Origin of the sequence: Streptomyces sp. NBC_01551, assembly GCF_026339935.1 — a bacterium.
Taxonomy (GTDB): domain Bacteria; phylum Actinomycetota; class Actinomycetes; order Streptomycetales; family Streptomycetaceae; genus Streptomyces.
Genome location: NZ_JAPEPX010000001.1, coordinates 814898 through 841877, shown reverse-complemented (window position 1 = coordinate 841877; position 26980 = coordinate 814898). Strand labels below are relative to the sequence as shown.

Below are 26980 nucleotides of genomic sequence, written 5' to 3'. Positions count from 1 at the left end.
AATGGAGTCGACATGGCCAAGTACGACATCTCGAAACTGCACCCGGTGTTCGTCCGCCAGATGGACGCCCTGGCCGCCCTGGACATCGAGGCGGTGATGAAGAACTACACCGACGACGCCGTGCTGCTCCGCTTCGAGGGGGCGTCCGTCGGCATCGAGGCCGTCCGTGAGACGTTCACCGGCTACCTCACGGTGAAGCCGACCCTGGTCGAACTCCAGGAGTACATCGAGACCGACGACACGATCTTCTATCGGGCGATCATGAACCTCAACGGTGAACCGGAGCACGCGTTCGGGACACTCGTCGTCCGCGATGGCCGAATCTGGCGCCAGACGGCGGGCTTTGGCGGCTGACGGCCGAAACCTGGGTAGCGTGTGCGGGGAGGGCGGGGAACGCCCTCCCCGTATGTGCACATGAATGGCAAAGGGGAGGTCATGGAACGCGAAACCGGGCGGGTCGAGGCATTCAGTGACGGCGTATTCGCCATCATCATCACGATTCTCGTCCTGGAGCTAAAGGTTCCGGAAGAAACCGGATCCGCCTTCTGGCACGGCGTCCGGGAACAGTGGCCGCATTACGCCGCCTACGTGGTGAGTTTCCTCATCATCGGCGTCATGTGGGTGAACCACCACACCATCTTCAGTCACCTCAAGCGGGTGGACAGGCCGCTGTTGTTCCTGAATCTCATGGTGCTGATGGTGGTATCGGTGATTCCGTACACCACCAATGTGCTCGCCGAACACCTCATGGAGGAAGGCGGCTCCGCCAACGCGGCCGCGGTCCTCTACAGCGCCGTCACCGTGGCCTACGCCCTGGCATTCCTGGCCTTCTGGTGGTACGTGACCCGGGTCGGCCACCTCTTCCACGAAAAGGTGGACAAGGTCGGCGCCCGCGCCACCAGGGTGCGCTTCGGTCTCGGGGCCATCGCCTACCCCTTGACCGTGCTCCTGGCCTTCGTCTCCGCACCGCTCACACTTGTCGCGCACTTCCTGATCGCGCTCTACTATGCGGCGAACCAGATCCCCATCCCCCTCGTGGTAGAGGAAGAGCGGCTCGAAACTGCCAGCGACCTCAGGAAGTAGCCGCCGTGGCCTACGGCCGTTCTCCGCGGTCAAGTAGGGTATTGGATCTAGCTGGTCGCGGGGGAGGCCCAGATGGCTCGCGTAGTTCTGCCGGAGGATTCCACGAAGGAAATCTCCGATTTGATCGACGTACTGATCTCGCTCTTCTTCGAATCCTTACCCCGGCGGGACCAGCGAAACTGGGCCCGCGTATATCTGAACGGTCTCGTGAAGACGACCGGGAAGAAAACAATCCGAAACATCGCCGGAACAGGGGCCAGTTCCGTAGAGCAGAGCCTCCAGCAGTTCATCAGCAAATCCCCGTGGGACTGGACCCCCGTACGCCGGTCCCTCGCTCAGCACCTCGAACGCACCGCGCAGCGCCCGCTGGCCTGGGTCATCCAGCCCATGGTCATCGAGAAGGCCGGCGACCGGTCGGTGGGCGTCGGCCGGCAGTTCGTCCCCCAGCTCGGCCGCACCGCCAACTGCCAGCAGGCCAGCGGGATCTGGCTCGCCTCCAGCGAGGCCAGCTTCCCGGTCGAATGGACCCTCACCCTCCCCGGGCCCTGGACCAGTGAACTGCTGCGCAGGCGGCGGGCCGGCATCCCCGACACCGCCCGCTCCCTGACCCCCGCCCAGGACGCGGTGCACGCCGTCCAGCGCATGGCCGCCAGCTGGCAACTCCAGCGCCGGCCCGTCGTGATGGAGGTGGCCAACAGCGATCTCCCGCACTGCATCGAGTCGTTCGCGCTCCAGGACATCCCCTTCGTCTTCAAGGTCGACGGCACCCTGCCCGTCTCCTTCGGCGGCGCCGGCCGCCACAAACCCGGCCCGCACACCGCGCCCGCCCGGGAACTCATCGACTCCCTGCGCTCCCAGCGCCGCGTCGTCGAATGGACCCGCCACGGCCGCACCGAGGGAGCGGTGACCCTGCTGACCTCGGCCGCCATCCTCGCCACCCCCTGCGAGGACCGGCCGGTCCCCGCGCCGCCGACCCCGCTGCTCCTGGTGGGCGCCTGGACCGAGGCCGCGATGCTGCCGTCCGAGTTCTGGATCACCAACATCGGTGACCGCCCGCTGGCCCAGCTCTTCCTGCTCGCCAAGCTCACCGACCGCGTCTCCCTCGACTTCTCCGAGACCTGCGAACCCGTGGGGATCCGCGACTTCGAGGGCCGCTCGTTCCGCGGCTGGCACCACCACGCCACCCTCGCCAGCGTGGCCCACGCCGCCATGCTGCTCGGCACCCGGGGCCACAGCCCCGACCCGGGCCCGCTCGCCTACCCGGGCGCACCCGCCCGGACCGCGGGGCCGTCCGTGCTGCCGCCGAGACCGCCGAGACCGCTCATACCCGGGCAGGCACCCCGCCTGCCCGGACAGAGCCCGCGCCGCGAGTACATCCGCTGATGCTCGACATCGCCGGGGAGCTACGCGCGTGGTGCGCCGCCCAGCGGGAATTCGCGCTGGCCACCGTGGTGGCCGTCAGCGGCAGCGCACCACGCGGCCCCGGCGCCTCGCTGGCCGTCGACGCCGGCGGCACCGCGCTCGGCTCCCTCTCCGGGGGCTGCGTGGAGTCCGCCGTGCACGAGATCTGCCTCGACGCGATCGCGTCCGGGGAGAGCGGCGTGCACCGCTTCGGATACAGCGACGACGACGCCTTCGCCGTCGGGCTGACCTGCGGGGGAGTCCTCGACGTCCTCGTCACCCCGGTCCGCGGGCAAGACCAGGTGCGGCCCGTGCTGGGCGCGGTGCTCGACGCCGCGCTCGGCGGGGCCAAGGCCGCGTTCGCCCGCGTCGTCACCGGGCCGCCCCAGCAGCTCGGCCGCGCCCTCGCCGTCCACCCCGACGGCTCCTACGAGGGCTGCCTGGGCGGGAGCGCGGAGCTCGACCGGGCAGCCGCCCGGCAGGCCCGCGCGCTGCTGCTGGCCGGCCGGACCGGGACCGCCGAGCTCGGCACGGCCGGCGGGCTCTGCGGGCAGCCGCTCACCCTGCTCGTCGAATCCGCCGCCGAGCCGCCCCGGCTGATCGTCTACGGCGCCATCGACTTCGCCTCCGCCCTGGCCCGCATCGGGGCCTTCCTCGGACACCGGGTCACCGTCTGCGACGCCCGGCCCGTGTTCACCACCCCGGCCCGCTTCCCCGACGCCGACGAGGTGATCGTCGACTGGCCGCACCGGCACCTGGCCGCCGAGTGGGAGGCGGGCCGGCTGGACGCCCGTACCGCCGTCTGCGTCCTGACCCACGACGCGAAGTTCGACGTACCGCTGCTGGCCCTGGCGCTGCGGCTGCCCCTCGGGTACATCGGGGCCATGGGATCGCGGCGCACCCACGAGGAGCGGGCCGCGCGGCTGCGGGACGAGGGCGTCACGGCCGACGAGCTGGCCCGGCTGCGCTCGCCCATCGGCCTGGACCTGGGCGGCGGCACCCCCGAGGAGACGGCCCTGTCCATCGCCGCGGAGTTCACCGCCGCCCGGCACGGCGGCTCGGTGCTCCCTCTGGCGGCGCTCTCGGGACCCGTGCACCGGCGGGTCGGCGCGACCGGCGCCCCTTTCGGGACCAAAGTCCCGTAGGAAAGAACCACACGGCCCGTTATGTCCTGGACGATCTACCCGGGCGTGGTAAACGCCCGGACGTGGGAGAATGAAGTACGTGCGTTTTCCTCGGCTGCCCTGCTGGGTATGACGGGATCCTCCGACTCGACTGGGATGTTCTGCACGTGCGTTTCCTCAATGACCAGAAGCCGCCGTACGACCTGACGTACGACGATGTGTTCATGGTGCCGAGCCGCTCCGCGGTGGGTTCCCGCCAGGGCGTCGACCTCTCCTCGCCCGACGGCACCGGCACCACCATTCCGCTCGTCGTGGCGAACATGACCGCCATCGCGGGCCGCCGGATGGCCGAGACCGTCGCCCGCCGCGGTGGCATCGTCGTCATCCCTCAGGACATCCCGATCGAGATCGTCACCGACGTCATCTCCTGGGTGAAGACCCGCCACCACGTGCTCGACACCCCGATCACGCTGGCGCCCACCCAGACCGTCGCCGACGCCCTGTCGCTGCTGCCCAAGCGCGCGCACGGCGCCGGTGTCGTCGTCGACGCCGACAACCGACCGGTCGGTGTCGTCACCGACCACGACCTGACCGGCGTGGACCGCTTCACCCAGCTCTCCGAGGTCATGTCGAAGGAGCTGCTGCTCATCGACGCCGACATCGACCCGCGCGAGGCGTTCAACCGGCTCGACGCCGGCCACCGCAAGCTGGCCCCGGCCGTGGACAAGGACGGCCGGCTCGTCGGCATCCTGACCCGCAAGGGCGCGCTGCGCGCGACGCTGTACGCGCCGGCCGTGGACGCCAAGGGCGGGCTGCGCATCGCCGCCGCCGTCGGCATCAACGGTGACTTCGTGCAGAAGGCCAAGCAGCTGCTCGACGCGGGCGTGGACACGCTCGTCATCGACACCGCGCACGGCCACCAGGAGTCGATGATCAACGCGATCAAGGCCGTCCGGGCGCTGGACCCGCAGGTTCCGATCGTGGCGGGCAACATCGTCGCGGCGGAGGGCGTCAAGGACCTGATCGACGCCGGCGCGGACATCATCAAGGTCGGTGTCGGCCCCGGCGCGATGTGCACGACCCGCATGATGACCGGCGTGGGCCGCCCGCAGTTCTCCGCGGTGCTGGAGTGCGCGGCGGAGGCGAAGAAGTACGGCAAGCACGTGTGGGCCGACGGTGGCGTGCGCCACCCGCGCGACGTGGCGATGGCCCTCGCGGCCGGCGCGTCCAACGTCATGATCGGCTCCTGGTTCGCGGGTACGTACGAGTCCCCGGGCGACCTCCAGCAGACCGCCGACGGCCGCCTGTACAAGGAGTCCTTCGGCATGGCGTCCGCGCGCGCGGTGCAGAACCGGACGTCGGAGGAGTCGGCGTACGACCGGGCCCGCAAGGGGCTGTTCGAGGAGGGCATCTCCACCTCGCGGATGTTCCTGGACCCGACGCGTCCGGGCGTCGAGGACCTGATCGACTCGATCATCGCGGGCGTCCGCTCGTCCTGCACCTACGCGGGTGCGGGTTCCCTCGCGGAGTTCGAGGAGAAGGCGGTCGTGGGTGTCCAGTCCGCCGCCGGCTACGCGGAGGGCAAGCCGCTGCACGCCAGCTGGAGCTAGTCCACTTCCCCTGGGCCCCGGCCCCGTCCATCCCCGGACGGTGCCGGGGCCCAGGCGCGTCCCGGGCCTGGCGCGTCCCGGGCGGGGGCAGATGGAGCGGGGCGGGGCCGGAGGTTCAGGGCGGAGGGAGGCGCTGGCCCGGGGGTGAGCTGTGTACGCCCGCGCGGTATTTGGGGATGCGTACGGTGATCTTCATGCCGGCGCCGAGGGCCGTCTCGATGACCATCCCGTACGCGTCGCCGTACACCTGGCGGATCCGCTCGTCCACGTTCGGCAGTCCGATGCCGGACGAGGAGCCCGCCCGCTCCCCGGCCAGGATCCGGCGCAGCAGGGCCGGGTCCATCCCGACCCCGTTGTCCTCGATGGCGATCACCGCCTCGGAGCCCGCGTCCCGGGCGCTGATCGCGATGCGGCACTCCTGGGTGGAGTCCTCCAGCCCGTGCTTGACCGCGTTCTCCACCAGCGGCTGCAGGCACAGGAAGGGCAGAGCCACCGGGAGCACCTCCGGCGCCACCTGCAAGGTCACCTTCAGCCGGTCCCCGAACCGGGCCCCGGCCAGCGCCAGGTACTGCTCGATGGAGCGCAACTCCTCGGCGAGCGTGGTGAATTCGCCGTGCCGCCGGAAGGAGTAGCGGGTGAAGTCCGCGAACTCCAGCAGCAGCTCCCGGGCCCGCTCCGGGTCGGTCCGCACGAACGAGGCGATCGCGGCGAGGGAGTTGAAGATGAAGTGTGGGGAGATCTGCGCCCGCAGCGCCTTGATCTCCGCCTCCATCAGCCGGGTCCGCGACCGGTCCAGCTCCGAGAGCTCCAGCTGTACGGAGACCCAGCGCGCCACCTCGGTCGCGGCCCGCACGAGCACCGCCGACTCGCGCGACCCGTACGCCACCAGGGCGCCCAGCACCCCGTCCTCGCCGGTGAGCGGGGCGAACACGGCCCATTTCAGCGGGCAGTCGGGGCGCTGGCACTCGGTGCGCACGCTCTGGCTCCGCCCGGACTCCAGCATCACCGCCACCCGGGCCATCACCCGCCGCTGGTGGTGGTCGGCGCCCGGGCCGTCCCAGGCCAGCACCGCCTCCCGGTCCGTGAGGCACAGGGCCTCGGTGCCGAGCAGCGAGCGCAGCCGCCGGGCGGCCTTGCGAGCGGTGTCCTCGGTCAGCCCGGCGCGCAGCGGGGGCGCGGCCAGTGAGGCGGTGTGCAGGGTGTGGAAGGTGGCCAGCTCCACGGGCGTCCCGAGGTCCGGCGCGGCGGTCCGTTCGCCGCGCCGGGCCTGCCGGCGACCGGCCGCCCAGCCCAGCCCCAACAGCAGGGCGGCGCCGGCCACTGCCAGTACCGAGAGCACCGCTCCGGTCATGGAGCACCGCCCGCGCGCGCGGCGGCGCCCGAGCCCGTGCCGGCCCGGGCGCCCGACCCCGCCCCGGCGCCCGTCCCCGTCCCCGCCCCCGCCCCCGCCTCCGGCGGGTACAGCGCCTCCGGCAGGTGCAGCCGGGCCAGCGTCACCGCCGTCCCGGCCGGGATCCGCGACCGCGTGGCCAGCGACACCAGCACCATCGTGAGGAACCCCAGCGGCACCGACCACACCGCCGGCCACGCCAGCAGCGTGTGCGGCCAGCCCGCCGGCGGCAGCCCCGCCCGCGTCGCCAGCACCGCGCTCAGCGCCGCCCCGCCGCCCGTGACCAGCCCGGCCACCGCCCCCGGCGGCGTCAGCCCGCGCCACCAGATCCCCAGCACCAGCAGCGGGCAGAACGAGGAGGCCGACACCGCGAACGCCAGCCCCACCGCGTCCGCCACCGGCACGTCGGTGGCCGCCACACTGCCGCCCAGCGGTACGAGCATCGCCACCAGCGCCGCGACCCGGAAGCTGCGCACCCCCCGCGTCGGCAGGACGTCCTGGTGCAGCACCCCGGCGACCGCCATCGTCAGCCCCGAGGCCGTCGACAGGAACGCCGCGAAGGCGCCCCCTGCCAGCAGCGCGCCCAACAGGTCGCCGGGCAACCCGCCCACCATCCGCTCCGGCAGCACCAGCACCGCCGCGTCCGCCGTGCCGGTCAGCGCCAGCTCGGGGGCGTAGATCCGGCCGAGGGCCCCGTAGACCGGCGGCAGCAGGTAGAAGACGCCGACCAGCCCCAGCACCACCAGCGTCGTCCGCCGGGCGGCCCTGCCGTTCGGGCTCGTGTAGAACCGCACCGCCACGTGCGGGAGCCCCATGGTGCCGAGGAAGGTGGCCAGGATCAGCCCGTACGTCGCGTACAGCCGGAACTCCGGCCGGTCCCCGGACAGCGGCTCGGACCAGCTGGACACCCCCATCCCCGCCTCCGCCCGGGACTCCGGGACGGGGCTGCCCGGGGTGAACTCCAGCCGCGCGGGCGCCCGTACCGCGTGCTGCCCGGCGGACAGGGCCAGCGGCTCGCTGCCGTCGTACGACCGGCCGTCCACCTGCCCCGTCACCGTCAGGGTGAGCGGCTCGTCGAAGGTGAGGCGGACGTCGTCGGCGAGGGTGACGGCGGTGTGCTCGCGGAAGACCGCCGGGGCGTCGAACCGGGCGCGCGGCGCGCCGTCCCCGGCCCAGGCCCCGATCAGGAAGAACGCCGGCACCAGCAGGGCGGTGAGTTTCAGCCAGTACTGGAAGGCCTGGACGAAGGTGATCGAGCGCATCCCGCCGGCGGCCACCGCCACCGTCACCACCGCGGCGACGACCACCCCGCCGACCCAGTGCGGGGCCCCGGTCAAGATCGCCAGCGTCAACCCGGCTCCTTGCAGTTGCGGCAGCAGGTAGAGCCAGCCGACGCCGATCACGAAGAGCACCGCGATCCGCCGCACCGCCTGCGATTCCAGCCGCGCCTCGGCGAAATCGGGCAGCGTGTACGCGCCCGAGCGCCGCAGCGGGGCCGCCACGAGCACCAGCAGCACCAGGTATCCGGCGGTGTAGCCGACCGGATACCAGAGCATCTGCGGCCCTTGGAGCAGCACCAGCCCCGCGATGCCGAGGAAGGAGGCCGCCGACAGGTACTCCCCGCTGATGGCCGCCGCGTTGAGGCGCGGGCCGACGGTGCGCGAGGCGACGTAGAAGTCGGAGGTGGTGCGGGATATCCGCAGGCCGAGCGCCCCGACCAGCACCGTGACCAGGACGACGACGGTGACCGCGGTCAGCGCGTACGTCTGGTTCACGGGCGTCGGTCCTTCGGCGGGGGAGCGGGGTGACCGGAGTCTACGCACGGCTCCGGACCGGGCAACAGGCGTGATCCGGCACGTCTGTCCGGGCCGCGCGGGGCCTCAGATCGCGGGGTCCCGGTGCTCGGCGCAGTCGCGCAGCGCGATCTCCAGCTCCACGTACGACTCCTCCGCGCGCCGGAAGGCCAGGGTCAGGGCCGCCTCGGCGCGGGGCGGCAGTTCCGCCCGGACGCCCTCGTGCGCCTCGTACAGCACGTCGGCCCAGCGCGCGGCCGCGCTGCGCAGCCGGGCCAGCAGTTCCTCGGCCTCCGCGGGTCCGGCGGCGCGGGTGCGGGCGAGTCCGTTCAGGGCGTCGAGCAGCGCCTGGATCTCGGACATGGCACCCCCTGCTCCGTCCGGGCCGGAAGATCCACGATACGCGTGGGGCGGGGCGGTGGCGGATCGTTCCTCCGACCGCTGCGGCCGACGGCGGCGCCGGATCGCCGTACGCCCCTCCCGGCGCGACGAACGGCATCCTCCGCACGGCGGACGGTCGGTCCGGGGCCTCGCGCGGCCGGGTTCCGCCACATGTGGCCAATTTAGGTAAGCCTTGCCTAAGTTGAGGCTAGGATGCGGTCATGAAGAAGATCATCCGCGTGCTCACGGCCGTGGCGGCCGGCCTGGCCCTCGCCGCGCCCGGCACCCTCGCGACCCCCGCCTCGGCGGCGGGCGCCCCGGCCGGCGAGGCCACCAGACTCGAACTCCCGCGCCCCACCGGCGCCTTGGCGGTCGGCCGCGACACCCTCCACCTGGTGGACCGGGACCGCAAGGACCCCTGGGTGCCGACCGCCGACCGGGAGCTGCTGCTCTCGCTGTACTACCCGGCCCTCGCGCACACCGGAACTCCCGCCCCCTACATGGCCGCCGCCGAGGCCAAGGCGCTGCTGACCGACCGGGGACAGCTCGGCGACCACGTCACGCCCGAGCGCGTCGCGGCCACCCGCACGCACTCCCGGGCCGGCGCACTGCCCCGGCCCGCCCCGCGCGGCTACCCGCTGATCGTGCTCTCGCCCGGCTTCACGATGCCGCGTTCCTCGCTGACCACCCTGGCGGAGGACCTCGCCAGCCGCGGCTACGTCGTGGCCGCGGTGGACCACGCGTACGAGTCGGACGGCAGCGTCTTCCCCGGCGGCCGGCTGCTCAGCTGCAAGGCGTGCGAGCAGGTGTTCCCCGACGGGTCGCTGCACCGGGTCTCCGACGGCCGGGCCCGCGACGTCACCTTCCTCCTGGACCGGCTCACCGGCCCGCGCTCCGCGTGGCGGTACTCCCGGCTGATCGACGCCCGGTACATCGGCATGGCCGGCCACTCCATCGGCGGCGCCGCGGCCTCCGCCACCATGGCCGCGGACCCGCGCGTGGACGCCGGGGTCAACATGGACGGCACCTTCTTCACCCCGATACCCGAGGCCGGCCTCGGCGGCCGCCCCTTCCTGATGCTCGCCGGGGACCCGGCCCTGCTGCCGCCGGACTTCCCCGACACCTCCTGGGAGGACAGCTGGCCCCGCCTCGACGGCTGGAAGCGCTGGCTGACCGTGACGGGAGCGGGCCACCCCGCGTTCACCGACTGGCCCGTACTCGGCGACCAGGTGGGCTACTCGCATCCCGAGACCCCGCTGTCGGGCACCCGCTCCCAGCAGATCACGCGGGCGTACGTCGGCGACTTCTTCGGCCTGCACCTGCGCGGGACCGCGGCCCCGCGCCTGGACGGTCCGGCGGCGTCCGACCCGGAAGTCCTGTTCCACCGCGGCGGTTGAACCGGCCCGAGGAGCTCACGCGCATGCCGGACACCCCCGAGAGCGCCGGCTCCGACCACCGCCGGGCGGCCGGAACGGGGCGGCCGGAACGGGGCGGCGGCGGCGCGGCGGCCGGTCAGCCCGTGGCGTGCCGCATCAGCAGGTCCCGAAGCTCGCGCGCGTGGCGGCGGCTGACCTGGAGCTCCGCCGCCCCGACCCGGACGCTGGTGGTGCCCGCGTCCAGTCGCAGCTCGTCGATCCGCCCCAGCGCCACCAGGTGGCGCCGGTGGATCCGGACGAACCCGCGCGCCGCCCAGCGCTGCTCCAGCGTGGACAGCGGGATCCGGACCAGGTGGCTGCCCTCGTCGGTGTGCAGGCGGGCGTAGTCGCCCTGGGCCTCCACGTACGCGATGTCGGCGATCGCCACGAACCGGGTGACCCCACCGAGTTCGACGGCGATCTGGTCGGCGGTCCGGTCGGCGACGGTGACCTCGGGGACGGGGCGGGGCAGCTGCGGCGCCGGCTGCGCCGGTAGCGGCGGTGCGGCCGGCGCCGGCCGGCTCCGTACCGCGGGCGGCGGCCCGGCCGCGGCGGCGGGCGCCTCGGCGGGCCCGCCCAGCTGTACGCAGGCCCGCCGGACGGCCTCGGCCAGCCGCTCCGGGCGGACCGGTTTGAGTACGTAGTCCACGGCCTTGAGGTCGAAGGCCTGGACGGCGAAACCCTCGTGGGCGGTGACGAACACGATCAGCGGCGGCCGCGCGAACCCGGCCAGCAGCCGGGCGATGTCCAGTCCGGTCAGCCCCGCCATGTGGATGTCGAGGAAGACCACGTCGATGCCGTCGGCCCCGTCGGGGCCGCTCTCCAGCGCGCGGGTGATCCGGCGCAGTGCCTCGGTGGCGTCCGAGGCCCCCTCGGCGGTGTGCACCCGGGGATCGGAGCGCAGCAGGTAGAGGAGCTCCTCGAGGAGCGGCTTCTCGTCGTCGACGGCCAGTACGCGCAGCATGGGTGGAGTGTAGGGAGTGCGCCGACAAGGCGAAACGGTGCGCGGCCCCCGCCCCGGGGGAGGTAGGGCGAGGGCCGCGCGGTCGGGCGTGGGGGAGCGCCCGGCGGGTGGCCGGGCGGGCGGGGCGAGTCCGGAGGCCGGCCGGCGAGGGGGCCGGCCGGCCTCACGGACGGCTACTTGGCGGTGATGAGCTTGCCGTCGGGGGCGACGGCGTACCAGGTGCCGCCGACACCCTGGCCGTTGACGTCGCCGGGCTTCTTGTCACCGGTGAAGGTGTAGACGGGCCAGCAGTTGACCGTCTGCTGCTTCTTGCCGTCCGGGCGGTCGAGCACCAGGTAGTTCTTCTCGATGATGCCCTCGCCCTTGTCCTGCGGGGCCACCACGGGCCACTTGGCCAGGCAGTCGCCGGTGCACTTGGAGACCATCGGCCAGGCGGTGTCCGGCTTGAAGCGGTAGACGGTCATGCCCTTGCCGTCGACGACGTGGTCGCCGAGCTTCGGGTCCTTGGCGACGGTCAGGGCGCCCTCCTGGCCCTTGGCGGGAGCCTCCGGGGCAGCCGGGGCGGCCGCCTTCGCGGCCTTCTTGCCGTCGGGCGCGAGCGCGAACCAGACGCCGCCGACGCCCTGGCCGTTCACGTCGCCGGCCTTCTCGTCCTTGGCGTAGCGGTACGCGGGCCAGCCGGCCACCGTCAGCTGCTTGGTGCCGTCGCTGCGGACGACCTCGCCGAGCAGCGACGCGTCCATGCCTGCGGCGGCGGTGACGTCGCCGGCCGCGACCACGGGCCAGGTCTTCTCGCAGTCGCCCTCGCAGTTCGACTTCGGGGGCTTCGCGGTGTCCTTGTCGAAGCGGTAGAGGGTGCGCCCCTCGCTGTCGGCGAGGAAGGATCCGACCTTCTCGTTGTCGGCGATCGCCAGCTGCCCGGCGCCGGTCTTGGCGGCGGCGTTGGCGGCGTTGCCCGCCGCGTTCGCGTCGCCGTACTCGCCCGCCTTCGACTGCGAGGAGGCGGCCGCGACGGGCTGTGCGGCGTCCGCCGCCTTGGTGTCGTCCCCGCCGCAGGCCGTCGCCGTGAGGGCGACGACAACTGCCACGGCCGCCAGGGTGGTTCCGCGCTTGATGCCCATCGTGATCTCTCCCGTGGTGGTGTCTCTCGTGCCGCGACCGGGGCCGCGCCAACTTCATGCAGGACACGGGACGAGGGGGCCGGATCGTTCAGCGCGGCCGTTGTGTGCTGTCTCACTCACACGCCGTCGAACCCGGCCCGGCGCAGGGCCGTGACCACAGCGAGGCCGAGGACCTGGTGTCCGGAGTCGTTGGGGTGCAGCCCGTCCGCCAGGTGCTCGGGACCCAGCAGGTCACGCCCCGGGAGCAGGGCGAGGTACGAGTCCCCGGCGGCGATCCGGTCGCGGGCGGCGCGCTCCATGGCGTCGCGCAGCGCGCCCAGGGTGGCGCCGAGCTTGTTGGGGGTCCGTTCGGCGTCCGGGCGCAGCACGGGCGAGACGAGCAGCACCGGGGTCCGGGGGTGACCCTGGCGCAGCAGGTCGAGGAACGCGCGCGTGGTCTCGTACAGCAGGGGGGCCGAATGGGGCACGCGGGACCAGCAGTTGGTGCCGAAGGCGAGCGTGAGGACGTCGGCGGGGAGTCCGGCGAGCTGCTCGGCGGTGGCGAGCTCCCCGCGCGCGGCGCCCGCGTAGCCGAGGTTGACGGTGTCCCAGCCGAGCGCCCGGCCGGTGACGGCGGGCCAGCCGTGGGCGGGTCGGGTGGACCACCAGCCCTCGGTGATGGAGTCCCCGTGCACCACCCAGCGCGGGGCGGCCGGGGCCGGGGCGACGGGGCCGCCGATGCCGCGCAGGCCGAGGATCAAGGGGCCCTGGTTCTCGGGCGGGTGGACGGTGAACGGGCCGCGCTGTGACGGGAGTTCGATGCGGACGACGGCCTCGGCGGCCGGTTCGGTGTACACCTCGGTGAGCCGGCCGTGCCGGTTCCACAGGGCGAAGCCGTGCGCGAGGTCGCGCAGCGCGTCGGTGGGGCCGGGCACGGTGGCCCGGTAGCGGATCTCCAGGGCGCGGGCCGTCTCGGTGGTGAACTCCAGGCGGACGCCGATCGGCAGGGTGGCCCGCTCGCCGGTGTCCCAGGGCAGCCGCATGGTGTCGGCCGGGTCCGCGCGCACGGGGCGCCCGCGGTCGAGCCAGGCGATCCCGCGCAGGAACGGCGCCGGGTCCTGCCACCGCTCGCCGACGCCGCCCGGTCCGCCGACCTCGCCCGGTCCGCCGACCTCGCCCGCTCCGCCCCCTCCGCCCGCTCCGCCCCCTCCGCCGACGCCGCCCGGTCCGCCCGGCTCCGCCGCGCCGCCCGGTTCTCGCCTGTCGCCCCGTCCGTCCGCGCCGCTCACTGGTCTCACGCATCGCCTCCGCTCGTCGGATACGGGAACCGCACCGCTCCCCGGGCCGCCGCGTTCACCCGTACCCCGCTCGGGCCCACGGCACGCTGCGACAGATCTGACGAACTGTCAAGAAAGGTGAGCCGAGTGTGCCCGCGCAGTGATCGATCATCCGCGCGCAACAAAGGGCCATCTGGGACAGATCCGCGCAACGATCGTTCGGCAATGTGCAAGGATGGTGCATTACGGGCGGTATCACTCAGCTCGTAGGCTCACTCGCTGTACGTGGAGTGGCGTGGACCGCCTGCTCGGCGGTCCCCCATGCCCAGGCGCGCCTTTCGCGCGCCTGCTCCTGCTCAGGACCGCTGCGGTCGACGCCTTATCCCCACCCGCAGTGTCAAAGGAGACCCCCCGTGCTCGAAACCGGCCAGGCGCCACCGCTCTCCGCCGAGCCCCGCAAGCCTGTGAACCCTTTGCTGCGCCGCAAGCCGGTCGAGCAGATGGTCGCCGAGGGCGGCCAGGGTGAGGGCGGCTCGCTGCGCCGCTCGCTCACCATGTGGCAGCTGACGATGATCAGCATCGGCGCCACCCTGGGCACCGGAATCTTCGTCGTCCTCGGCACCGCCACCCCCAAGGCCGGCCCCGCCGTGACGATCTCCTTCATCCTCGCGGGCCTGACCGCCCTGTTCTCGGCCCTCTCCTACGCCGAGCTGGCCGGCTCCGTCCCGGTCTCCGGCTCCTCGTACTCGTACGCGTACGCCACCATGGGCGAGCTCATCGCCTGGATCTGCGGCTGGTGCCTGGTCCTGGAGTACGCCGTCTCCGTCGCGGCCGTCGCCGTCGGCTGGGGCCAGTACCTCAACGAGCTCCTCGACGGCACCATAGGCATCACCGTCCCCGAGGCGGTCTCCGCGCCGCTGGGCGAGGGCGGGTTCATCAACCTGCCGGCCCTGGTCGTCGTCCTGCTCTCCATGGTCTTCCTGATGCGCGGCGCCAAGGAGAGCGCCACGGTCAACTCGATCATGGTCGCGGTGAAGATCGTCACCCTGCTGCTCTTCATCGGCATCGGTGTCATGGGCATCAAGGCCGGCAACTACACCCCGCTGGCCCCGCTGGGCGTCACCGGCATCAGCGCCGCCGCCTCCACCCTCTTCTTCTCCTACATCGGCTTCGACGCCGCCTCCACCGCCGGTGAGGAAGCCAAGAACCCGAAGAAGGACCTGCCGCGCGCGATCATGCTCTCGCTGGCGATCGTCACCGCCCTCTACGTGCTCGTCGCCTTCGTCGCCGTCGGCGCCATGCCGTGGCAGGACTTCGAGGGCACCGAGGCCGCGCTCGCCCAGATCATGACCGACGTCACCGGCAACAGCGTCTGGGGCGTCGTTCTCGCCGCCGGCGCCGTCATCGCGATCTTCTCCGTCGTCTTCGCCGTCCTTTACGGCCAGACCCGCATCCTCTTCGCGATGTCCCGCGACGGCCTGGTCCCCAAGGTCTTCGCCAAGGTCGACGAGAAGACCGGCGCCCCGCGCACCAACGTCGTGATCGTCTCCCTGTTCTGCGGCGTCCTCGCGGCCTTCATCCCGCTGGGCAAGCTCGCCGACGCCACCAGCATCGGCACCCTGTTCGCCTTCGGCCTCGTCAACGTCGCCGTCATCATCCTGCGCAGGACCCGCCCGGACATGCCGCGCACCTTCAAGGTGGCACTCTTCCCGGTGACTCCGATCCTGGGCGCCATCGCCTGCGGCTACATGATGTTCGAGCTCGATTCGGCCACGTGGATGGTCTTCGGTGGCTGGATGATCGTGGGCCTCGTGTTCTACTTCCTGTACGGCGTCCGCCGCTCCCGACTGGCCACGGCAGAGGTGGCCACAGCAGAAAAGTGATCCACCCGCAGTGCGACTGAACGATCTCGACGAACGCATCGTGCACGCCCTCGCCGAGGATGCCCGCCGCTCCTACGCGGACATCGGCTCCGAGGTCGGGCTCTCGGCCCCCGCCGTGAAGCGACGCGTGGACCGGCTGCGGGCCGAGGGAGCCATCACCGGTTTCACCGTGCGCGTCGACCCCGCCGCGATGGGCTGGGAGACCGAGGGCTTCATCGAGATCTACTGTCGCCACAACACCTCGCCGGACGACATCCGGCGGGGGTTGGAGCGGTACCCCGAGGTGGTGTCCGCGTCGACCGTCACCGGCGACGCGGACGCCCTCGTCCAGATCTTCGCCTCCGACATGAGGCACTTCGAGCGGGTCCTGGAACGGATCGCCGGCGAGCCCTTCGTGGAGCGCACCAAGTCGGTCCTGGTCCTCTCGCCGCTCCTGCGCCGCTTCACCTCCGGCGCCCCCGCGTAGACGCCCCCGAGTAGACGCATCGACCCCGCCACCTCGACGGTGTACCCCGACTGGGTCAGGGCGTACGACCCCGGCGCCGAGCCCGCCGTGCGGGAGCTCCTCGCCGAGGTCGCCCGGGGCCTGCCCGGGGCGTACGGCAAGCCCGGGCGCTTCCTCGACGGGCTGGAGCGGCGTGCGCGGCAGCTGCCGCCCGCCCACCTGCCGTGGTTCTGGGACACGGTGGGACACCGGCTGAGCGGCCCGCACCGCCGCGCCGCCGCCCGGGCCTACGGGCTCGCCCGCACCGCCGAGCGGGACCACGAACTGCCCGTGGACGCCGGCCACCACCGGGCCAACGTGCTGCTCTTCGCCCGCGCCGGGGCGCTGCCGGCGGCCGCGCTGAGCGGCCACCAGGCATGGCTGGCCACCGTACTGGAGCCCGAGGCCGCGCACGAGGAGTTCGTACGGGTCCTTGACGCGTGGGCGGCCTCGCCCGGCGAGCCGCCGGCCGACCTGGCCCGCCGGGTGCGGGCCTCGGCCCGCGCGGCGGGCCTGGCGCAGGCGGAGGACGCCTAGCGCCGGCCCGCCGGCACGGGGCGGGCGGCCGGGACGAGGAGCGGGCGGCGTTCCTCCTCGGTCAGCCCGCCCCAGACGCCGAACGACTCGCGGGTGCGCAGCGCGTGCTCCAGGCATCGCGCCCGCACCGGGCAGCCGGCGCAGACCCGCTTCGCGGCCTCGTCCCGTTCCTCCCGGTCCTCGCCCCGCTCGCCGGCGGGATGGAAGAACGGTCCCGGCCCCAGGTCCCGGCAGGCCGCGCGCAGTTGCCACTGCCAGTGGTGCGCGGCGGGTCCGGGCAGGCGGGAGACGTCGGTCATGGCAGGTCCTTTCCTGGGATGCGGTTTCTCCCTCCGCGTCTGACCGCTCCCCGCTCCCTGAAACCCGCCTGCCGCCTACCGCCCGCGGCCCGGCCACCCGCAACCCGCCGCCCGGCCGTCACTGCCGGCGGGCCCACTCCTCCGCCAGCAGCCGGTACGAGCGGACCCGGTCGGCGTGGTCGTGCGTGATCGTCGTGATCAGCAGCTCGTCGGCCCCGGTGGCGTCCCGCAGCCGCTCCAGATGGTCGGCCACCGTCCCCGGCGAGCCGACGAACTGCGTCTCCACCCGGTCCGCGACCAGCGCGTGGTCCGCCGCCGTCCACGACCCGGTCAGCGCGCGAGCCTCGGCCGGCGTGGGGAACGGGATCGCGCCCTGCGCCGTACGGATGCTGTGCACCCACGGCGCGTACCCGGCGGCCAGCTCCCGCGCCGTCGCGTCGTCGGGGGCCACCACCACGTCGGCGGAGACCGTCAGGTACGGCCGGTCCAGCCCGGCGGACGGTTTGAACGCCGCCCGGTAGCCCCGCGCCGCCTCCAGCACGCTCGCCGGGCTCACGTGGTAGTTCGCCGCGAACCGCAGCCCGTTCTCCCCGGCCGTCTGCGCGCTCACCCCGCCGCTGCTGCCCAGGACCCACACCTGTACGTCGGCCCCCTCGCCGGGGACGGCCCGCGCCGCCACCCCCTGCGCCGACCGGTACTCCCCGCGCAGCAGGGCCAGTACGTCGCCCACCTGCTCGGCGTAGTCCTGTGGCCGGGCCCCGGGCAGGTTCAGCAACTGCTGCTGGAGGACGACCCGGGGATGCCCGAGCAGGTGGGAGAAGGAGAACGGCGGCGGGATGCGCAGGCCGTTGTCCGTCGTGTACCCGCCCTCGGGCGCGGGCCGCTCCCGCGGCGGCGGCCCGGTGCGCTGCGGCGGGCGGCCCGCCGAGCGGCCCAGGCCCAGATCGAGCCGCCCCGGGTGCAGGGCGTCGATCAGCCCGAACTCCTCCACCGCGGACAGCGCGGTCCGGTGGCCCAGCTGGACGGCGCCGGAGCCGATCCGGATCGTCGAGGTGGCCGAGGCGGTCAGCGCCAGCACGACGGCCGGGGAGCTCCCGGCCACACCCGGGTTCAGGTGGTGCTCGGCGACCCAGTAGCGGGCGTAGCCGAGCCGTTCCGCCTGGCGGGCGAGGTCGATGCTGCCCCGCAGGGCGTCGGCGGCGGTGGAACCGGACGAGATCGGTACGAGGTCCAGGACCCCGAGCGGTGTTCCGGGCATGGTCGGGCTGCTCCTCAGCGGTGGGAGTGGGCGACGGGCCGGGCCGCGGCCGCCAGCCCGAGGTGGTCGCGCAGTGTGCGCCCCGTGTATGCGCGGCGGAAGACGCCGCGCTCCTGGAGCAGCGGGACGACGGTGTCCGCGAAGGCGTCGAGCCCGCCGGGCGTGAGGTGCGGGACGAGGATGAACCCGTCGGCGGCGTCCGCCTGGACGAGGTGGTCGATCGACTCCGCGACGGTGGCGGGGGAGCCGACGAAGGTCTGCCGGCCGGTGGTCTCGATCACCAGCTCCCGGATGGACAGGTTCCCGGCGGCGGCCAGCTCCCGCCACTGCCGGGCCACCGCGAACGGGTCGCGGAACTGGCGCACGCTGGCCCGCCCGAGGGCGATCGTGTTCTCCCCGGGGTCGGGGTCGATGTCCGGCAGCGGGCCGTCCGGGTCGTAGCCGGACAGGTCCCGGTTCCAGACGTGCTCCAGGTACTTGATCGCGGTGGCCCCGCTGACCTGCTTCAGCCGCACCTCGTGGGCCAGCTCCCGCGCCTCGGCGTCCGTGTCACCGAGTACGAAGGTGGCCGCCGGCAGGATCTTCAGCTGGTCCGGGGTGCGGCCGTACCGGGCGAGCCGGCCCTTGACGTCGGCGTAGAAGGCCCGGCCGGCCTCCAGGGTGGCGTACCTGCTGAAGACGGCGTCGGCGTCGGCCGCGGCGAACTCCCGGCCCTCCTCGGAATCGCCCGCTTGGAAGATCACCGGGCGGCCCTGGGGGCTGCGGGGCACGTTGAAGTGGCCGGCGATGTCGAAGTGCGGGCCCCGGTGCGCGAAGGCGCCCGCGCCCGCGTCCCGCAGGAACACGCCCGACGCCTGGTCGGCCAGGATCTCCCCGCCGTCCCAGGAGTCGAAGAGCTCGTGCGCGGTGGCCAGGAACTCCCGGGCCCGCGCGTACCGCTCCTCGCGCGGCAGGAAGCCGCCGCGCCGGAAGTTCTCGCCGGTGAAGGCGTCCCAGGAGGTGACCACGTTCCAGGCGGCGCGGCCGTCCGAGAGGTGGTCGAGGGTGGCGAACTGGCGGGCCACCTCGTAGGGCTCGTTGAAGGTGGAGCTGATCGTGCCGGTCAGCCCGAGGTGTTCGGTGACGGCGGCGAGCGCGGCCAGCACGGTGAAGGTGTCGGGCCGGCCCACCACGTCCAAGTCGTGGATCCGCCCACCCTGTTCGCGCAGGCGCAGGCCCTCGGCGAGGAAGAGGAAGTCGAACTTGGCCCGCTCGGCTGTCGCCGCGAAGTGGGCGAACGAGGCGAACTCGATGTGGCTGCCGGCGGCCGGGTCGCTCCACACGGTGGTGTTGTTGACCCCGGGGAAGTGCGCCGCGAGGTGAATTTGTTTGAGCGGCTTGCTCATCGTGACCGGTCCTTCCGGATCAGGCGCGGGCGGTGGGAACGGCGGCGGGGGCGGGGCCGGGAACGGGAGCGGGGCCGGGGGCCGGGGCGGCGTACCGGTTCCCCGGCCGCGGGAGCCCGAGCAGGCCGCGCAGCGAGGCGGCCTCGTACGACCGCCGGAAGACGCCCCGCCGCCGCAGCTCCGGAACCAGGCCCCGGGTGATCGCCGGGAGGTCGTGCGCGTGCGTGCCGGGCCGCAGCCGGAACCCGGTCAGCCCGGCCGCCCGCCACTCCAGCAGCAGGTCCGCGAGGCGCGCGGGCGTGCCCGTGAACACGGGGGCGTCGCTCGTGTACGCCGACCCGTGCGCGGCGTCCAGCCTCTGGAGCCGGCGCGCGGCGGCCGTCTGGGTGTCCCCGAGGAAGACCGTCAACTCGCCGAAGACGTGCAGGGGTTGTCCGCCGCCCAGTCCGGCCGCCTCCCGCGCGCCGCGGATGCCCGCGACGGCGACGCGGACCTCGTCGGCGTCCCTCGGGGTCACGTACCCGAGGTCGGCGGCCCGCGCGAGCAGCGGGTACGCGCCGCTGTCGGCGGCGAGGGCGGTCACCAGGGGCTGGCCCTGCGGTGGCCGGGGCGTGATCGAGGGCCCCCTGACGCTGAAGTGCCGCCCCTCGAAGTCGGCGTAGTGCAGTTTCGCGCGGTCGACGAAGCGGCCGGTGGCCACGTCCCGGATCTCCGCGTCGTCCTCCCAGCTGTCCCACAGCCGCCGGACCACCTCGATGTGGTCGGCCGCCTCGTCGAGCAGTGCGGCGCGGCCCTCGTCGGGCTTACGGCGGCCGAAGTGCCGTGCCTCGTCGTCCCGTTGGGAGATCCGGATCCGCAGGCCGGCGCGCCCTCGGCTGACGTGGTCGAGGGTGGCCACGGCCTTGGAGACGTGGAACGGCTCGGTGTGTGTGGCGACCACGCTCGGCACCAGCCCGATGTGCCGGGTCAGCGGCGCCAGCCGGGCGGCGAGGAGCACGGCGTCGAGGCGTCCGCGCACCTGGTCGGTGCGGCCGTCGGACTCGGTGGGATGCGTGGACTGGAGGGCGAGGGAGTCCTCGAACGTGACGAAGTCCAGCAGGCCCGCCTCGGCCTCGGCGACGAGCGGCGCCCAGTGCGCGGCGGTGAACAACCGGTCCGGCGCCGCGCCCGGTTCGCGCCAGGCGGCCGGGTGCCAGCCGGCGCCGTCGAGCGCGACGGCCAGGTGGAGGGCGGGGGAGGAGGAGGGGGAGGGCATGGCGGTGCCGCCTTTCCTGAGCGGGCGTGGAGGACCGCCGGCGTCGACAGGACGCTGGGGCGGGTACGCGGGAGCGGTCAGGAAAGACAGAGCGAGGCGGCGACCCTCACGAGGTCGATGTGGGCCCGCGAGAACAGCCGGACGGGCCGGAAGGCGGGTCGGAGCGCGGGACGGAGGACGGGGCGTGCGGCGCTGCCACGCTGCGTGTCCACGCCCACCACCTCCGCCGTCCTCGGCCCCGGCCCTCGGCGCCGGGCCCTCGCGTTCGACGCTACGCGAGGTGCGTGTGCCCCACAACGAACGCCGTGTTACGGCTTCTTGTCAGGAGTGCGCAGGCCGAGGAAGTCCGGCCGGCGGCGCAGCGTGAAGCCCATCGCCTCGTACAGCGCGATGGCGGGGGTGTTGTCCGCGGCCGCGTGCAGGAACGGGCTGTCGCCGCGCTCCCGGACGGCGGCGGCGACCGCGCGTATCAGCCGGGCGGCCAGCCCCTGCCCGCGGTGGTCGGGGTGGGTGCACACGGCGCTGATCTCCGACCAGCCGGTCGGCCGCATCCGCTCCCCGGCCATAGCGACGAGCCGGCCGTCGTGCCGGATGCCCAGGTACGTGCCCAGCTCGACGGTGCGCTCCAGGAACGGGCCGGGCTTGGTCAGCTCGACCAGCTCCAGCATCTCCGGCACGTCGGCGGCGCCGAGCACGACGGCGTCGGGCGCGGCCTCGGCCCGTACGGCCCGGCCGTCCAGCTGCACGCCGGGGATGACGGCCGCGGTCTCCCAGTCCGGGGGCGGGGTCAGCAGCCCGGTGACCCAGACGGGCATGCCGGGGCCGGCCAGCTCGGCCAGATCCGCCCAGGCCAGCGGGTCCCGCGGGTCGGCGAGCGCGGCGAACGGGCTGGCGTCGGCGACGTAGCGGGCGGCGAGCCCGGACACCTCCGCGAAGGCGGCGTGGGGGCCGGTCAGCGCGGCCCAGACCGGGTTGTCGAGGGCTGCGGTGTCGGTGGACATGACGCGGAACTCCTTGGGTCGGGCTTCTTGACGGCCCCGCGCGCCGCCACGAGACTGCGGGGGACGGCGGCCACGGCCTCAAGTGCCCGCCGTGATCAGCGTATCCACCGGTGCGCTGGCCGCCGCGGACGGGATGGAGCGGGACCGATGGGTACGCTGCGCCGCTGCTGGCTCACCCGCCGCCTCCACATCGATCTCTTGCGCGTCTGCAGCGCCACCGCCCTGCGGGGCTGATCCGGGACCCCGCCACCTCCGCCGCCCTCGGCGGGCCCGAGCCCGCCCCGGGGTCGACGCCCCGGCAGGCCCGTGCCCGCACGCGGTCCGGCGCCTCGCGGGGACACCGCACCCGTCCGGCCGAGGCCGCCGGCTCCGCCCCCGGCCTACCCGGCCCCCCGTACGGCCTTGCCCGCGCCGGCCCTCCCGGACCCGTGCGCCAGGCCGCACGGCCGGTGGGGCGGGGTCGCCTCCCCGGGCCGGGGTCGCGGCGGGCCGGGTCCGCCGTACGGCGGGTCGGTCACCGCCCGTCGGTCCCGGCCCACCGGACGGCGGGTCCCCGACCGCGTGCGGCGCGCCGCCCGGCGTCCGACCCGCCCAGGTCGCCCTCCCGGCCCGGTGGGCCAGGCCGCACGGCCGGGGAGGCCGACGGAGGCGGGCCGGGTCGCAGGGCCGGGCTCGTGCCGGGCTCGGCACGGCTGACGGGCGGCGCCAGGCCAGGCACGTCGGGGCCGGCCCGCCCGGTGCACCGCATGGCGATCCGCCCCCGGCAGGGGCACGGCGGCTGGCGCAGGCCGGGGGCCCGGTGTCGCCAGGGCGGGCGGCGACCCCGGACCGGCGGCCGGCCGGGCCTACCGGCCGGGCCCGGCAGGTAGGGGCGGCGCGCGCGGTCGGCGCGGGCGCCGGGCACGGACAGGCACGGCATAGGCACGGACAGGCACGGACAGGCGCGGATCACGTAGAGGTCCCGTACCCAGGAGGAGAGCCATGCTTCAGATGTCACTGCCCCGGACCGGGCCCGCGCCCGTGCTGCGGGGGCGGATCGGGGCCGGGTTCTCGCCCGTGCCCCACCGGTACCACCTGTACCTGTCCGCCGGGTGTCCGAGCTCGCTGCGGGTCCGGATCGCCCGCTCCCTGCTCGGCCTGGAGGACTCCGTCCCGGCCAGCGTCCTCGCTCCCGGAGCCCCCGGCTACGCGGAGCTGCGGCGCGCCTACGACGCCACCCGGCACCACCACACCGGCGCCCTCACCGTCCCCGCCCTCTGCGACACCTGGAGCGGCCGCGTGGTCAGCGAGCACACCCCCGACATCCTCGACGACCTCGCACTCCGGCTCGCCGGCCGTCCCGATCTGAACCCGCCCGCCCCCGAGGCCCACGCCGACGCCGTCCGGGTCCTGCTCGACCCCGCCGCCCCGCGCGCCGAGCGGTCCGCCGCGCTGGAGCTCGTCGCGCGCCGCCTCGCGGTCCAGCCGTACGCCCTCGCCGGCGACCGCCCGACCGTCGCCGACGCCGACCTCTGGGTCGCGCTCCGGCACCCCGCAACCCCGGTCACACCCGCCCCGCACGTACGCTCGTACCTGCGGCGTCTGCGCGCCCACCCCGCCTTCCGCGCCCCCGCGTAGCGCCCGCGCAACGCGGCCCGCGCAACGAATCGCCGTGCGGCCCCCCGAACACGCAACGAATCGATGCGCAGAGCGCAACGGTCACGGCTTGTCGCGGTCGAACGTGCGACCGTACCTTCGTATGACACCCCTACCCCACCTGTCACAGACTCACAGAGGTACGCCCATGCCCCCGCTGCGCACCGCCCTCCTCCAGAGCTCCGGCCGGCTCGGCGACACCGCCGAGAACCTCAAGGCGCTCGAAGAGGCCGCGGAGCGTGCCGCACAGGGCGGGGCCGGGCTCCTCGTGACCTCGGAGATGTTCCTGACCGGCTACGCGCTGGACCTCCAGGACATCCCCGGTCTCGCCGAACCGGCGGACGGCATGTCCGCCCGGGCCATCGGCGAGATCGCCCGCCGCCACGGCATCGCCGTCCTGTACGGCTACCCCGAGCGCGCGGGCGACACGGTGTACAACTCGGCGCAGCTCATCGGCCCCGACGGCACCACGCTCGCGAACTACCGCAAGACCCACCTCTTCGGCTGCTTCGAGCAGGACGCCTTCACCCCCGGCGACGCCCCCGTCGTCCAGGCGGACCTGAACGGCCTCCGCATCGGCATCATGATCTGCTACGACGTGGAGTTCCCCGAGAACGTCCGCGCCCACGCGCTCGCCGGGACCGACCTCCTCCTGGTCCCGACGGCGCAGATGCACCCGTTCCAGTTCGTCGCCGAGCAGCTGGTCCCCGTACGGGCCTTCGAGAACCAGATGTACATCGCGTACGTCAACCGCACAGGCCCCGAGGGCGAGTTCGAGTTCGTCGGCCTCAGCTGCCTCGCGAGCCCCGACGGGGTCACCCGCACCCGGGCCGGCCGCGGCGAGGAGATGGTGGTCGGCGAGGCCGACCCCGAGCTGCTGCGGGCCTCCCGCGCGGCCAACCCGTACCTGCGCGACCGGCGACCCGGGCTCTACGAGTCCCTGGTCTGAGCCCTCCCGCCCGCGCCCCCGAGGCCGCCTGCCCGCCCGGGCCCGCCCCCGAGTCTTCCCCCCTGCCCCACCCTGCAAGGAGTCGTACCCCATGACGTCCACGGTGCCCACCACCGCCGTCCCGCACAGCGACGGACAGCCGCCGATCACCATGTTCGGCCCGGACTTCCCGTACGCGTACGACGACTTCCTCGCCCACCCGGCGGGCCTGGGGCAGATACCGGCGACCGAGTTCGGCACCGAGGTCGCCGTCATCGGCGGAGGGCTGTCCGGCATCATCTCCGCCTACGAGCTGATGAAGATGGGCCTCAAGCCAGTCGTCTACGAGGCGGACCAGATCGGCGGCCGGCTGCGCACCGTCGGCTTCGAGGGCGCCGGCACGGAGGGCCTGACCGCGGAGATGGGCGCCATGCGCTTCCCGCCGTCCTCCACCGCGCTCCAGCACTACATCGACCTCGTCGGCCTGGTCACCGAGCCGTTCCCGAACCCGCTCGCCGAGTCCACCCCCTCGACGGTCGTCGACCTCAAGGGCGAGACGCACTACGCCGAGACCATTGCGGACCTCCCGCAGATCTACCGCGACGTGTCGGCCGCGTGGAACGCCTGCCTCGACGAGGGCGCCGACTTCTCCGACATGAACACCGCGATGCGCGAGCGGGACGTCCCGCGCATCCGCGAGATCTGGGCCAAGCTCGTCGAGAAGCTCGACGACGAGACCTTCTACGGCTTCCTCTGCAAGTCCGAGGCCTTCCAGTCGTTCCGCAAGCGCGAGATCTTCGGCCAGGTCGGCTTCGGCACGGGCGGCTGGGACACCGACTTCCCGAACTCCATCCTGGAGATCCTCCGCGTCGTCTACACCGAGGCGGACGACCACCACCGCGGCATCGTCGGCGGCTCGCAGCAGCTGCCGCTGCGCCTGTGGGAGCGCGAGCCCGAGAAGATCCTCCACTGGGCCCAGGGCACCTCGCTGTCCTCCCTGCACGAGGGCACCCCGCGCCCCGCGGTGACCCGCCTGCACCGCACGGCCGGCAACCGCATCACGGTCACCGACGCCACCGGCGACATCCGTACCTACCGCGCGGCGATCTTCACCGCGCAGTCGTGGATGCTGCTGTCGAAGATCGCGTGCGACGACACGCTGTTCCCGATCGACCACTGGACGGCGATCGAGCGCACCCACTACATGGAGTCGTCCAAGCTCTTCATCCCCGTCGACCGGCCGTTCTGGCTGGACAAGGACGAGGAGACCGGCCGCGACGTCATGTCGATGACGCTCACGGACCGCATGACGCGCGGTACGTACCTCCTGGACAACGGCCCGGACCAGCCCGCCGTCATCTGCCTCTCGTACACGTGGTGCGACGACAGCCTGAAGTGGCTGCCGCTGTCCGCGAGCGAGCGGATGGAGGTCATGCTGAAGTCCCTCGGCGAGATCTACCCGAAGGTCGACATCCGACGCCACATCATCGGCAACCCGGTGACCGTGTCCTGGGAGAACGAGCCCTACTTCATGGGCGCGTTCAAGGCCAACCTGCCGGGTCACTACCGCTACCAGCGCCGCCTGTTCACCCACTTCATGCAGGACCGCCTGCCCGAGGACAAGCGGGGCATCTTCCTCGCGGGTGACGACATCTCCTGGACGGCCGGCTGGGCCGAGGGCGCGGTGCAGACGGCGCTGAACGCGGTCTGGGGCGTCATGCACCACCTCGGAGGCTCCACCGACTCCACCAACCCGGGCCCGGGCGACGTCTACGACGAGATCGCCCCGGTCGAGCTCCCGGAGGACTGACCCCACCCCGGTCCCTCCGGCCCCGTGACCACGGGCCGCCCCCGCGCAAACATCGCGGCGGCGGCCCGTTTTCAATGCCCCCGTTGCCCCCGTTGCCCCCGTTGCCCCCGTCGTCTCCCCGTCGCTTTCCCCCGAGGCCCTCGCCCGGACGGGGTCAGATGGTCCGCAGGAGCCAGGCGCCGACACCGTTGCAGCCGCCGGAGATGAACTGCACGCTGCGGTACCCGGGCGGGATGGGCGAGCCGCCACAGGTCCAGATCTTGTCGTGGACGAGCTCGTGGTACCAGGCGCCGATGCCCCGGCAGCCCGTCTTGTTGTAGCTGGTGATCACGTACCCGGACACCACCGGGGAACCCGAGCACGTCCAGATCTTGTTGTGCGCGGGCGCCTGGAACCAGGAGCCGAAGCCGCCGCAGCCCCACGGGTCGTAGTCGGTCAGCACGTAACCGGCGGGAATGGCCGCGCCGGAACAGGTCCACCCGCCGACCGCCGCCACCGCGGTGTCCGCCTGCGCCGGGCCGGCCTGCGCGGCGGCGCTGCGCACGGTGTCCGTCTTCGGGGCAGCGGCCGCCTGGCCGGCCGTGCCGGCGAGGAGGAGCGAGGCGAAGAGGGTGGCGCCGCCCGCGAGGGCCGCGCCCCGCCTGGTGGCGGCGGTGAGCCTGGCGCGGAGCCGCGGCCGGCCGGTGGTCTCGATCATCAGTGGGTTCCCTTTCGGTCACGCTCGGATGCCACGGCTCCCGATGAGCCGCGGCCCTCGCGGCGAAGCGAATGTGACACTACTGGGGAGATTGTGAAGACCGTCCACACAAATCAGGCTCGAACTTCCTTGGCCGGAAAGGGGCGTGATGGCTGCTCAGACCGGGTGTGCGACCGTTCGGGGCAATCTCGCGCGGGCCCCGGGCACACGGGCTCCACGGCTCAACTCCGGCGCTGCCGGACCGGCTTCCGGCGCTCCGCCCGCGCCACC

At 73.6% G+C, this 26980-nt stretch carries 24 protein-coding genes; 12 read left to right on the top strand and 12 right to left on the bottom strand.

All coding sequences use genetic code 11. The features are described from left to right. Positions 1-12 precede the first annotated feature (12 nt). From OG982_RS03570 to OG982_RS03550, 5 genes are all read left to right on the top strand, one after another. Positions 13-354 carry a nuclear transport factor 2 family protein gene (locus OG982_RS03570; RefSeq protein ID WP_048477838.1) on the top strand — a complete coding sequence of 114 codons (342 nt, stop codon included), beginning with the start codon at positions 13-15 and terminating at the stop codon, positions 352-354. Between the two features lie 81 nt (positions 355-435). Next, positions 436-1083: a TMEM175 family protein gene (locus OG982_RS03565; protein ID WP_266947921.1), complete on the top strand. Its 648-nt coding sequence runs from the start codon at positions 436-438 to the stop codon at positions 1081-1083. A 72-nt stretch (positions 1084-1155) separates the two neighbouring features. Then, entirely contained in the window at positions 1156-2466 is a 1311-nt protein-coding gene (locus tag OG982_RS03560) for a transposase (protein ID WP_266789798.1), read from the top strand. Next, positions 2466-3629, top strand: a complete 1164-nt coding sequence (locus OG982_RS03555) for an XdhC family protein (RefSeq protein ID WP_266789800.1) — start codon at positions 2466-2468, stop codon at positions 3627-3629. Before OG982_RS03560 ends, OG982_RS03555 begins: the two co-directional genes overlap by 1 nt. A 146-nt stretch (positions 3630-3775) precedes the next feature. Beyond that, positions 3776-5218: a GuaB1 family IMP dehydrogenase-related protein gene (locus tag OG982_RS03550; RefSeq protein ID WP_266789802.1), complete on the top strand. Its 1443-nt coding sequence runs from the start codon at positions 3776-3778 to the stop codon at positions 5216-5218. 115 nt (positions 5219-5333) lie between these two features. Here OG982_RS03550 and OG982_RS03545 read toward each other — a convergent pair whose 3' ends face one another. The 3 genes from OG982_RS03545 to OG982_RS03535 all read right to left on the bottom strand — a co-directional run bounded on the left by OG982_RS03545 (position 5334) and on the right by OG982_RS03535 (position 8764). Continuing rightward, on the bottom strand, positions 5334-6569 hold the full coding sequence (locus OG982_RS03545; RefSeq protein ID WP_266947919.1) for a sensor histidine kinase: 1236 nt from the start codon (positions 6567-6569) through the stop codon (positions 5334-5336). Further along, positions 6566-8383 carry a cation acetate symporter gene (locus tag OG982_RS03540; protein ID WP_266947918.1) on the bottom strand — a complete coding sequence of 606 codons (1818 nt, stop codon included), beginning with the start codon at positions 8381-8383 and terminating at the stop codon, positions 6566-6568. The genes OG982_RS03545 and OG982_RS03540 overlap by 4 nt, the downstream gene beginning before the upstream one ends. A gap of 105 nt (positions 8384-8488) precedes the next feature. Then, positions 8489-8764, bottom strand: coding sequence for a hypothetical protein (locus OG982_RS03535; RefSeq protein ID WP_266789806.1), 276 nt, complete (start codon positions 8762-8764; stop codon positions 8489-8491). Between the two features lie 239 nt (positions 8765-9003). Between OG982_RS03535 and OG982_RS03530 the strand changes: the two genes are divergently transcribed. Next, positions 9004-10179: an alpha/beta hydrolase gene (locus OG982_RS03530; protein ID WP_266789808.1), complete on the top strand. Its 1176-nt coding sequence runs from the start codon at positions 9004-9006 to the stop codon at positions 10177-10179. Positions 10180-10294: 115 nt separating this feature from the next. Here the strand turns inward: OG982_RS03530 and OG982_RS03525 are convergent, their stop codons facing one another. The 3 genes from OG982_RS03525 to OG982_RS03515 all read right to left on the bottom strand — a co-directional run bounded on the left by OG982_RS03525 (position 10295) and on the right by OG982_RS03515 (position 13364). After that, positions 10295-11161 (bottom strand): LytTR family DNA-binding domain-containing protein, encoded by an 867-nt coding sequence (locus OG982_RS03525; RefSeq protein WP_266789810.1) that lies wholly within the window; start codon positions 11159-11161, stop codon positions 10295-10297. 173 nt (positions 11162-11334) lie between these two features. Beyond that, positions 11335-12282 (bottom strand): SCO0930 family lipoprotein, encoded by a 948-nt coding sequence (locus OG982_RS03520; protein ID WP_266789812.1) that lies wholly within the window; start codon positions 12280-12282, stop codon positions 11335-11337. 116 nt (positions 12283-12398) lie between these two features. Beyond that, complete coding sequence (locus OG982_RS03515) at positions 12399-13364, bottom strand: GDSL-type esterase/lipase family protein (RefSeq protein ID WP_266792240.1); 966 nt, start codon at positions 13362-13364, stop codon at positions 12399-12401. 587 nt (positions 13365-13951) lie between these two features. Here OG982_RS03515 and OG982_RS03510 point away from each other — a divergent pair. From OG982_RS03510 to OG982_RS03500, 3 genes are read left to right on the top strand one after another with little or no spacing between them, the layout of a single operon-like run. After that, entirely contained in the window at positions 13952-15421 is a 1470-nt protein-coding gene (locus OG982_RS03510; protein ID WP_266789814.1) for an amino acid permease, read from the top strand. Between the two features lie 10 nt (positions 15422-15431). Then, a complete protein-coding gene (locus tag OG982_RS03505) occupies positions 15432-15887 on the top strand; it encodes an Lrp/AsnC family transcriptional regulator (protein WP_030027017.1) in 456 nt (151 codons plus the stop codon). A 39-nt stretch (positions 15888-15926) separates the two neighbouring features. Beyond that, on the top strand, positions 15927-16442 hold the full coding sequence (locus tag OG982_RS03500; RefSeq protein ID WP_266947917.1) for a hypothetical protein: 516 nt from the start codon (positions 15927-15929) through the stop codon (positions 16440-16442). On the opposite strand, the gene OG982_RS03495 is transcribed toward OG982_RS03500, so the two are convergent. From OG982_RS03495 to OG982_RS03475, 5 genes are all read right to left on the bottom strand, one after another. Next, positions 16439-16741: a WhiB family transcriptional regulator gene (locus OG982_RS03495; protein ID WP_266789818.1), complete on the bottom strand. Its 303-nt coding sequence runs from the start codon at positions 16739-16741 to the stop codon at positions 16439-16441. The two genes, OG982_RS03500 and OG982_RS03495, sit on opposite strands and share 4 nt — an antisense overlap. A 118-nt stretch (positions 16742-16859) precedes the next feature. Further along, positions 16860-17999 carry an LLM class flavin-dependent oxidoreductase gene (locus OG982_RS03490; RefSeq protein WP_266789820.1) on the bottom strand — a complete coding sequence of 380 codons (1140 nt, stop codon included), beginning with the start codon at positions 17997-17999 and terminating at the stop codon, positions 16860-16862. A 14-nt stretch (positions 18000-18013) separates the two neighbouring features. Further along, positions 18014-19384 carry an NtaA/DmoA family FMN-dependent monooxygenase gene (locus tag OG982_RS03485; protein ID WP_266789822.1) on the bottom strand — a complete coding sequence of 457 codons (1371 nt, stop codon included), beginning with the start codon at positions 19382-19384 and terminating at the stop codon, positions 18014-18016. Between the two features lie 19 nt (positions 19385-19403). After that, complete coding sequence (locus tag OG982_RS03480) at positions 19404-20639, bottom strand: LLM class flavin-dependent oxidoreductase (protein ID WP_266789824.1); 1236 nt, start codon at positions 20637-20639, stop codon at positions 19404-19406. 308 nt (positions 20640-20947) lie between these two features. Beyond that, positions 20948-21640 carry a GNAT family N-acetyltransferase gene (locus tag OG982_RS03475; protein WP_266947916.1) on the bottom strand — a complete coding sequence of 231 codons (693 nt, stop codon included), beginning with the start codon at positions 21638-21640 and terminating at the stop codon, positions 20948-20950. Positions 21641-22621: 981 nt separating this feature from the next. On the opposite strand from OG982_RS03475, the gene OG982_RS03470 reads away from it, so the two are divergent. The 3 genes from OG982_RS03470 (at position 22622) to OG982_RS03460 (ending at position 26013) form a co-directional block, all read left to right on the top strand. Further along, positions 22622-23257, top strand: coding sequence for a cell envelope biogenesis protein OmpA (locus tag OG982_RS03470; RefSeq protein ID WP_266789828.1), 636 nt, complete (start codon positions 22622-22624; stop codon positions 23255-23257). Positions 23258-23423: 166 nt separating this feature from the next. After that, positions 23424-24224 carry a carbon-nitrogen hydrolase family protein gene (locus OG982_RS03465; protein ID WP_266789830.1) on the top strand — a complete coding sequence of 267 codons (801 nt, stop codon included), beginning with the start codon at positions 23424-23426 and terminating at the stop codon, positions 24222-24224. 91 nt (positions 24225-24315) lie between these two features. Continuing rightward, a complete protein-coding gene (locus OG982_RS03460) occupies positions 24316-26013 on the top strand; it encodes an NAD(P)/FAD-dependent oxidoreductase (protein WP_266789832.1) in 1698 nt (565 codons plus the stop codon). A gap of 154 nt (positions 26014-26167) precedes the next feature. On the opposite strand, the gene OG982_RS03455 is transcribed toward OG982_RS03460, so the two are convergent. Continuing rightward, a complete protein-coding gene (locus OG982_RS03455) occupies positions 26168-26710 on the bottom strand; it encodes a hypothetical protein (RefSeq protein WP_266789834.1) in 543 nt (180 codons plus the stop codon). Positions 26711-26980 lie beyond the last annotated feature (270 nt).

What these genes read in the sequence shown, in the direction of transcription:
- OG982_RS03565 (WP_266947921.1), top strand. Translation starts at nt 436, where the DNA reads ATGGAACGCGAAACCGGGCGGGTCGAGGCATTCAGTGACGGCGTATTC.
- OG982_RS03560 (WP_266789798.1), top strand. Translation starts at nt 1,156, where the DNA reads ATGGCTCGCGTAGTTCTGCCGGAGGATTCCACGAAGGAAATCTCCGAT.
- OG982_RS03520 (WP_266789812.1), bottom strand. Translation starts at nt 12,282, where the DNA reads ATGGGCATCAAGCGCGGAACCACCCTGGCGGCCGTGGCAGTTGTCGTC.
- OG982_RS03490 (WP_266789820.1), bottom strand. Translation starts at nt 17,999, where the DNA reads ATGCCCGGAACACCGCTCGGGGTCCTGGACCTCGTACCGATCTCGTCC.
- OG982_RS03465 (WP_266789830.1), top strand. Translation starts at nt 23,424, where the DNA reads ATGCCCCCGCTGCGCACCGCCCTCCTCCAGAGCTCCGGCCGGCTCGGC.
- OG982_RS03495 (WP_266789818.1), bottom strand. Translation starts at nt 16,741, where the DNA reads ATGACCGACGTCTCCCGCCTGCCCGGACCCGCCGCGCACCACTGGCAG.
- OG982_RS03570 (WP_048477838.1), top strand. Translation starts at nt 13, where the DNA reads ATGGCCAAGTACGACATCTCGAAACTGCACCCGGTGTTCGTCCGCCAG.
- OG982_RS03555 (WP_266789800.1), top strand. Translation starts at nt 2,466, where the DNA reads ATGCTCGACATCGCCGGGGAGCTACGCGCGTGGTGCGCCGCCCAGCGG.
- OG982_RS03470 (WP_266789828.1), top strand. Translation starts at nt 22,622, where the DNA reads ATGCTTCAGATGTCACTGCCCCGGACCGGGCCCGCGCCCGTGCTGCGG.
- OG982_RS03535 (WP_266789806.1), bottom strand. Translation starts at nt 8,764, where the DNA reads ATGTCCGAGATCCAGGCGCTGCTCGACGCCCTGAACGGACTCGCCCGC.
- OG982_RS03480 (WP_266789824.1), bottom strand. Translation starts at nt 20,639, where the DNA reads ATGCCCTCCCCCTCCTCCTCCCCCGCCCTCCACCTGGCCGTCGCGCTC.
- OG982_RS03525 (WP_266789810.1), bottom strand. Translation starts at nt 11,161, where the DNA reads ATGCTGCGCGTACTGGCCGTCGACGACGAGAAGCCGCTCCTCGAGGAG.
- OG982_RS03475 (WP_266947916.1), bottom strand. Translation starts at nt 21,640, where the DNA reads ATGTCCACCGACACCGCAGCCCTCGACAACCCGGTCTGGGCCGCGCTG.
- OG982_RS03485 (WP_266789822.1), bottom strand. Translation starts at nt 19,384, where the DNA reads ATGAGCAAGCCGCTCAAACAAATTCACCTCGCGGCGCACTTCCCCGGG.
- OG982_RS03455 (WP_266789834.1), bottom strand. Translation starts at nt 26,710, where the DNA reads ATGATCGAGACCACCGGCCGGCCGCGGCTCCGCGCCAGGCTCACCGCC.
- OG982_RS03545 (WP_266947919.1), bottom strand. Translation starts at nt 6,569, where the DNA reads ATGACCGGAGCGGTGCTCTCGGTACTGGCAGTGGCCGGCGCCGCCCTG.
- OG982_RS03530 (WP_266789808.1), top strand. Translation starts at nt 9,004, where the DNA reads ATGAAGAAGATCATCCGCGTGCTCACGGCCGTGGCGGCCGGCCTGGCC.
- OG982_RS03460 (WP_266789832.1), top strand. Translation starts at nt 24,316, where the DNA reads ATGACGTCCACGGTGCCCACCACCGCCGTCCCGCACAGCGACGGACAG.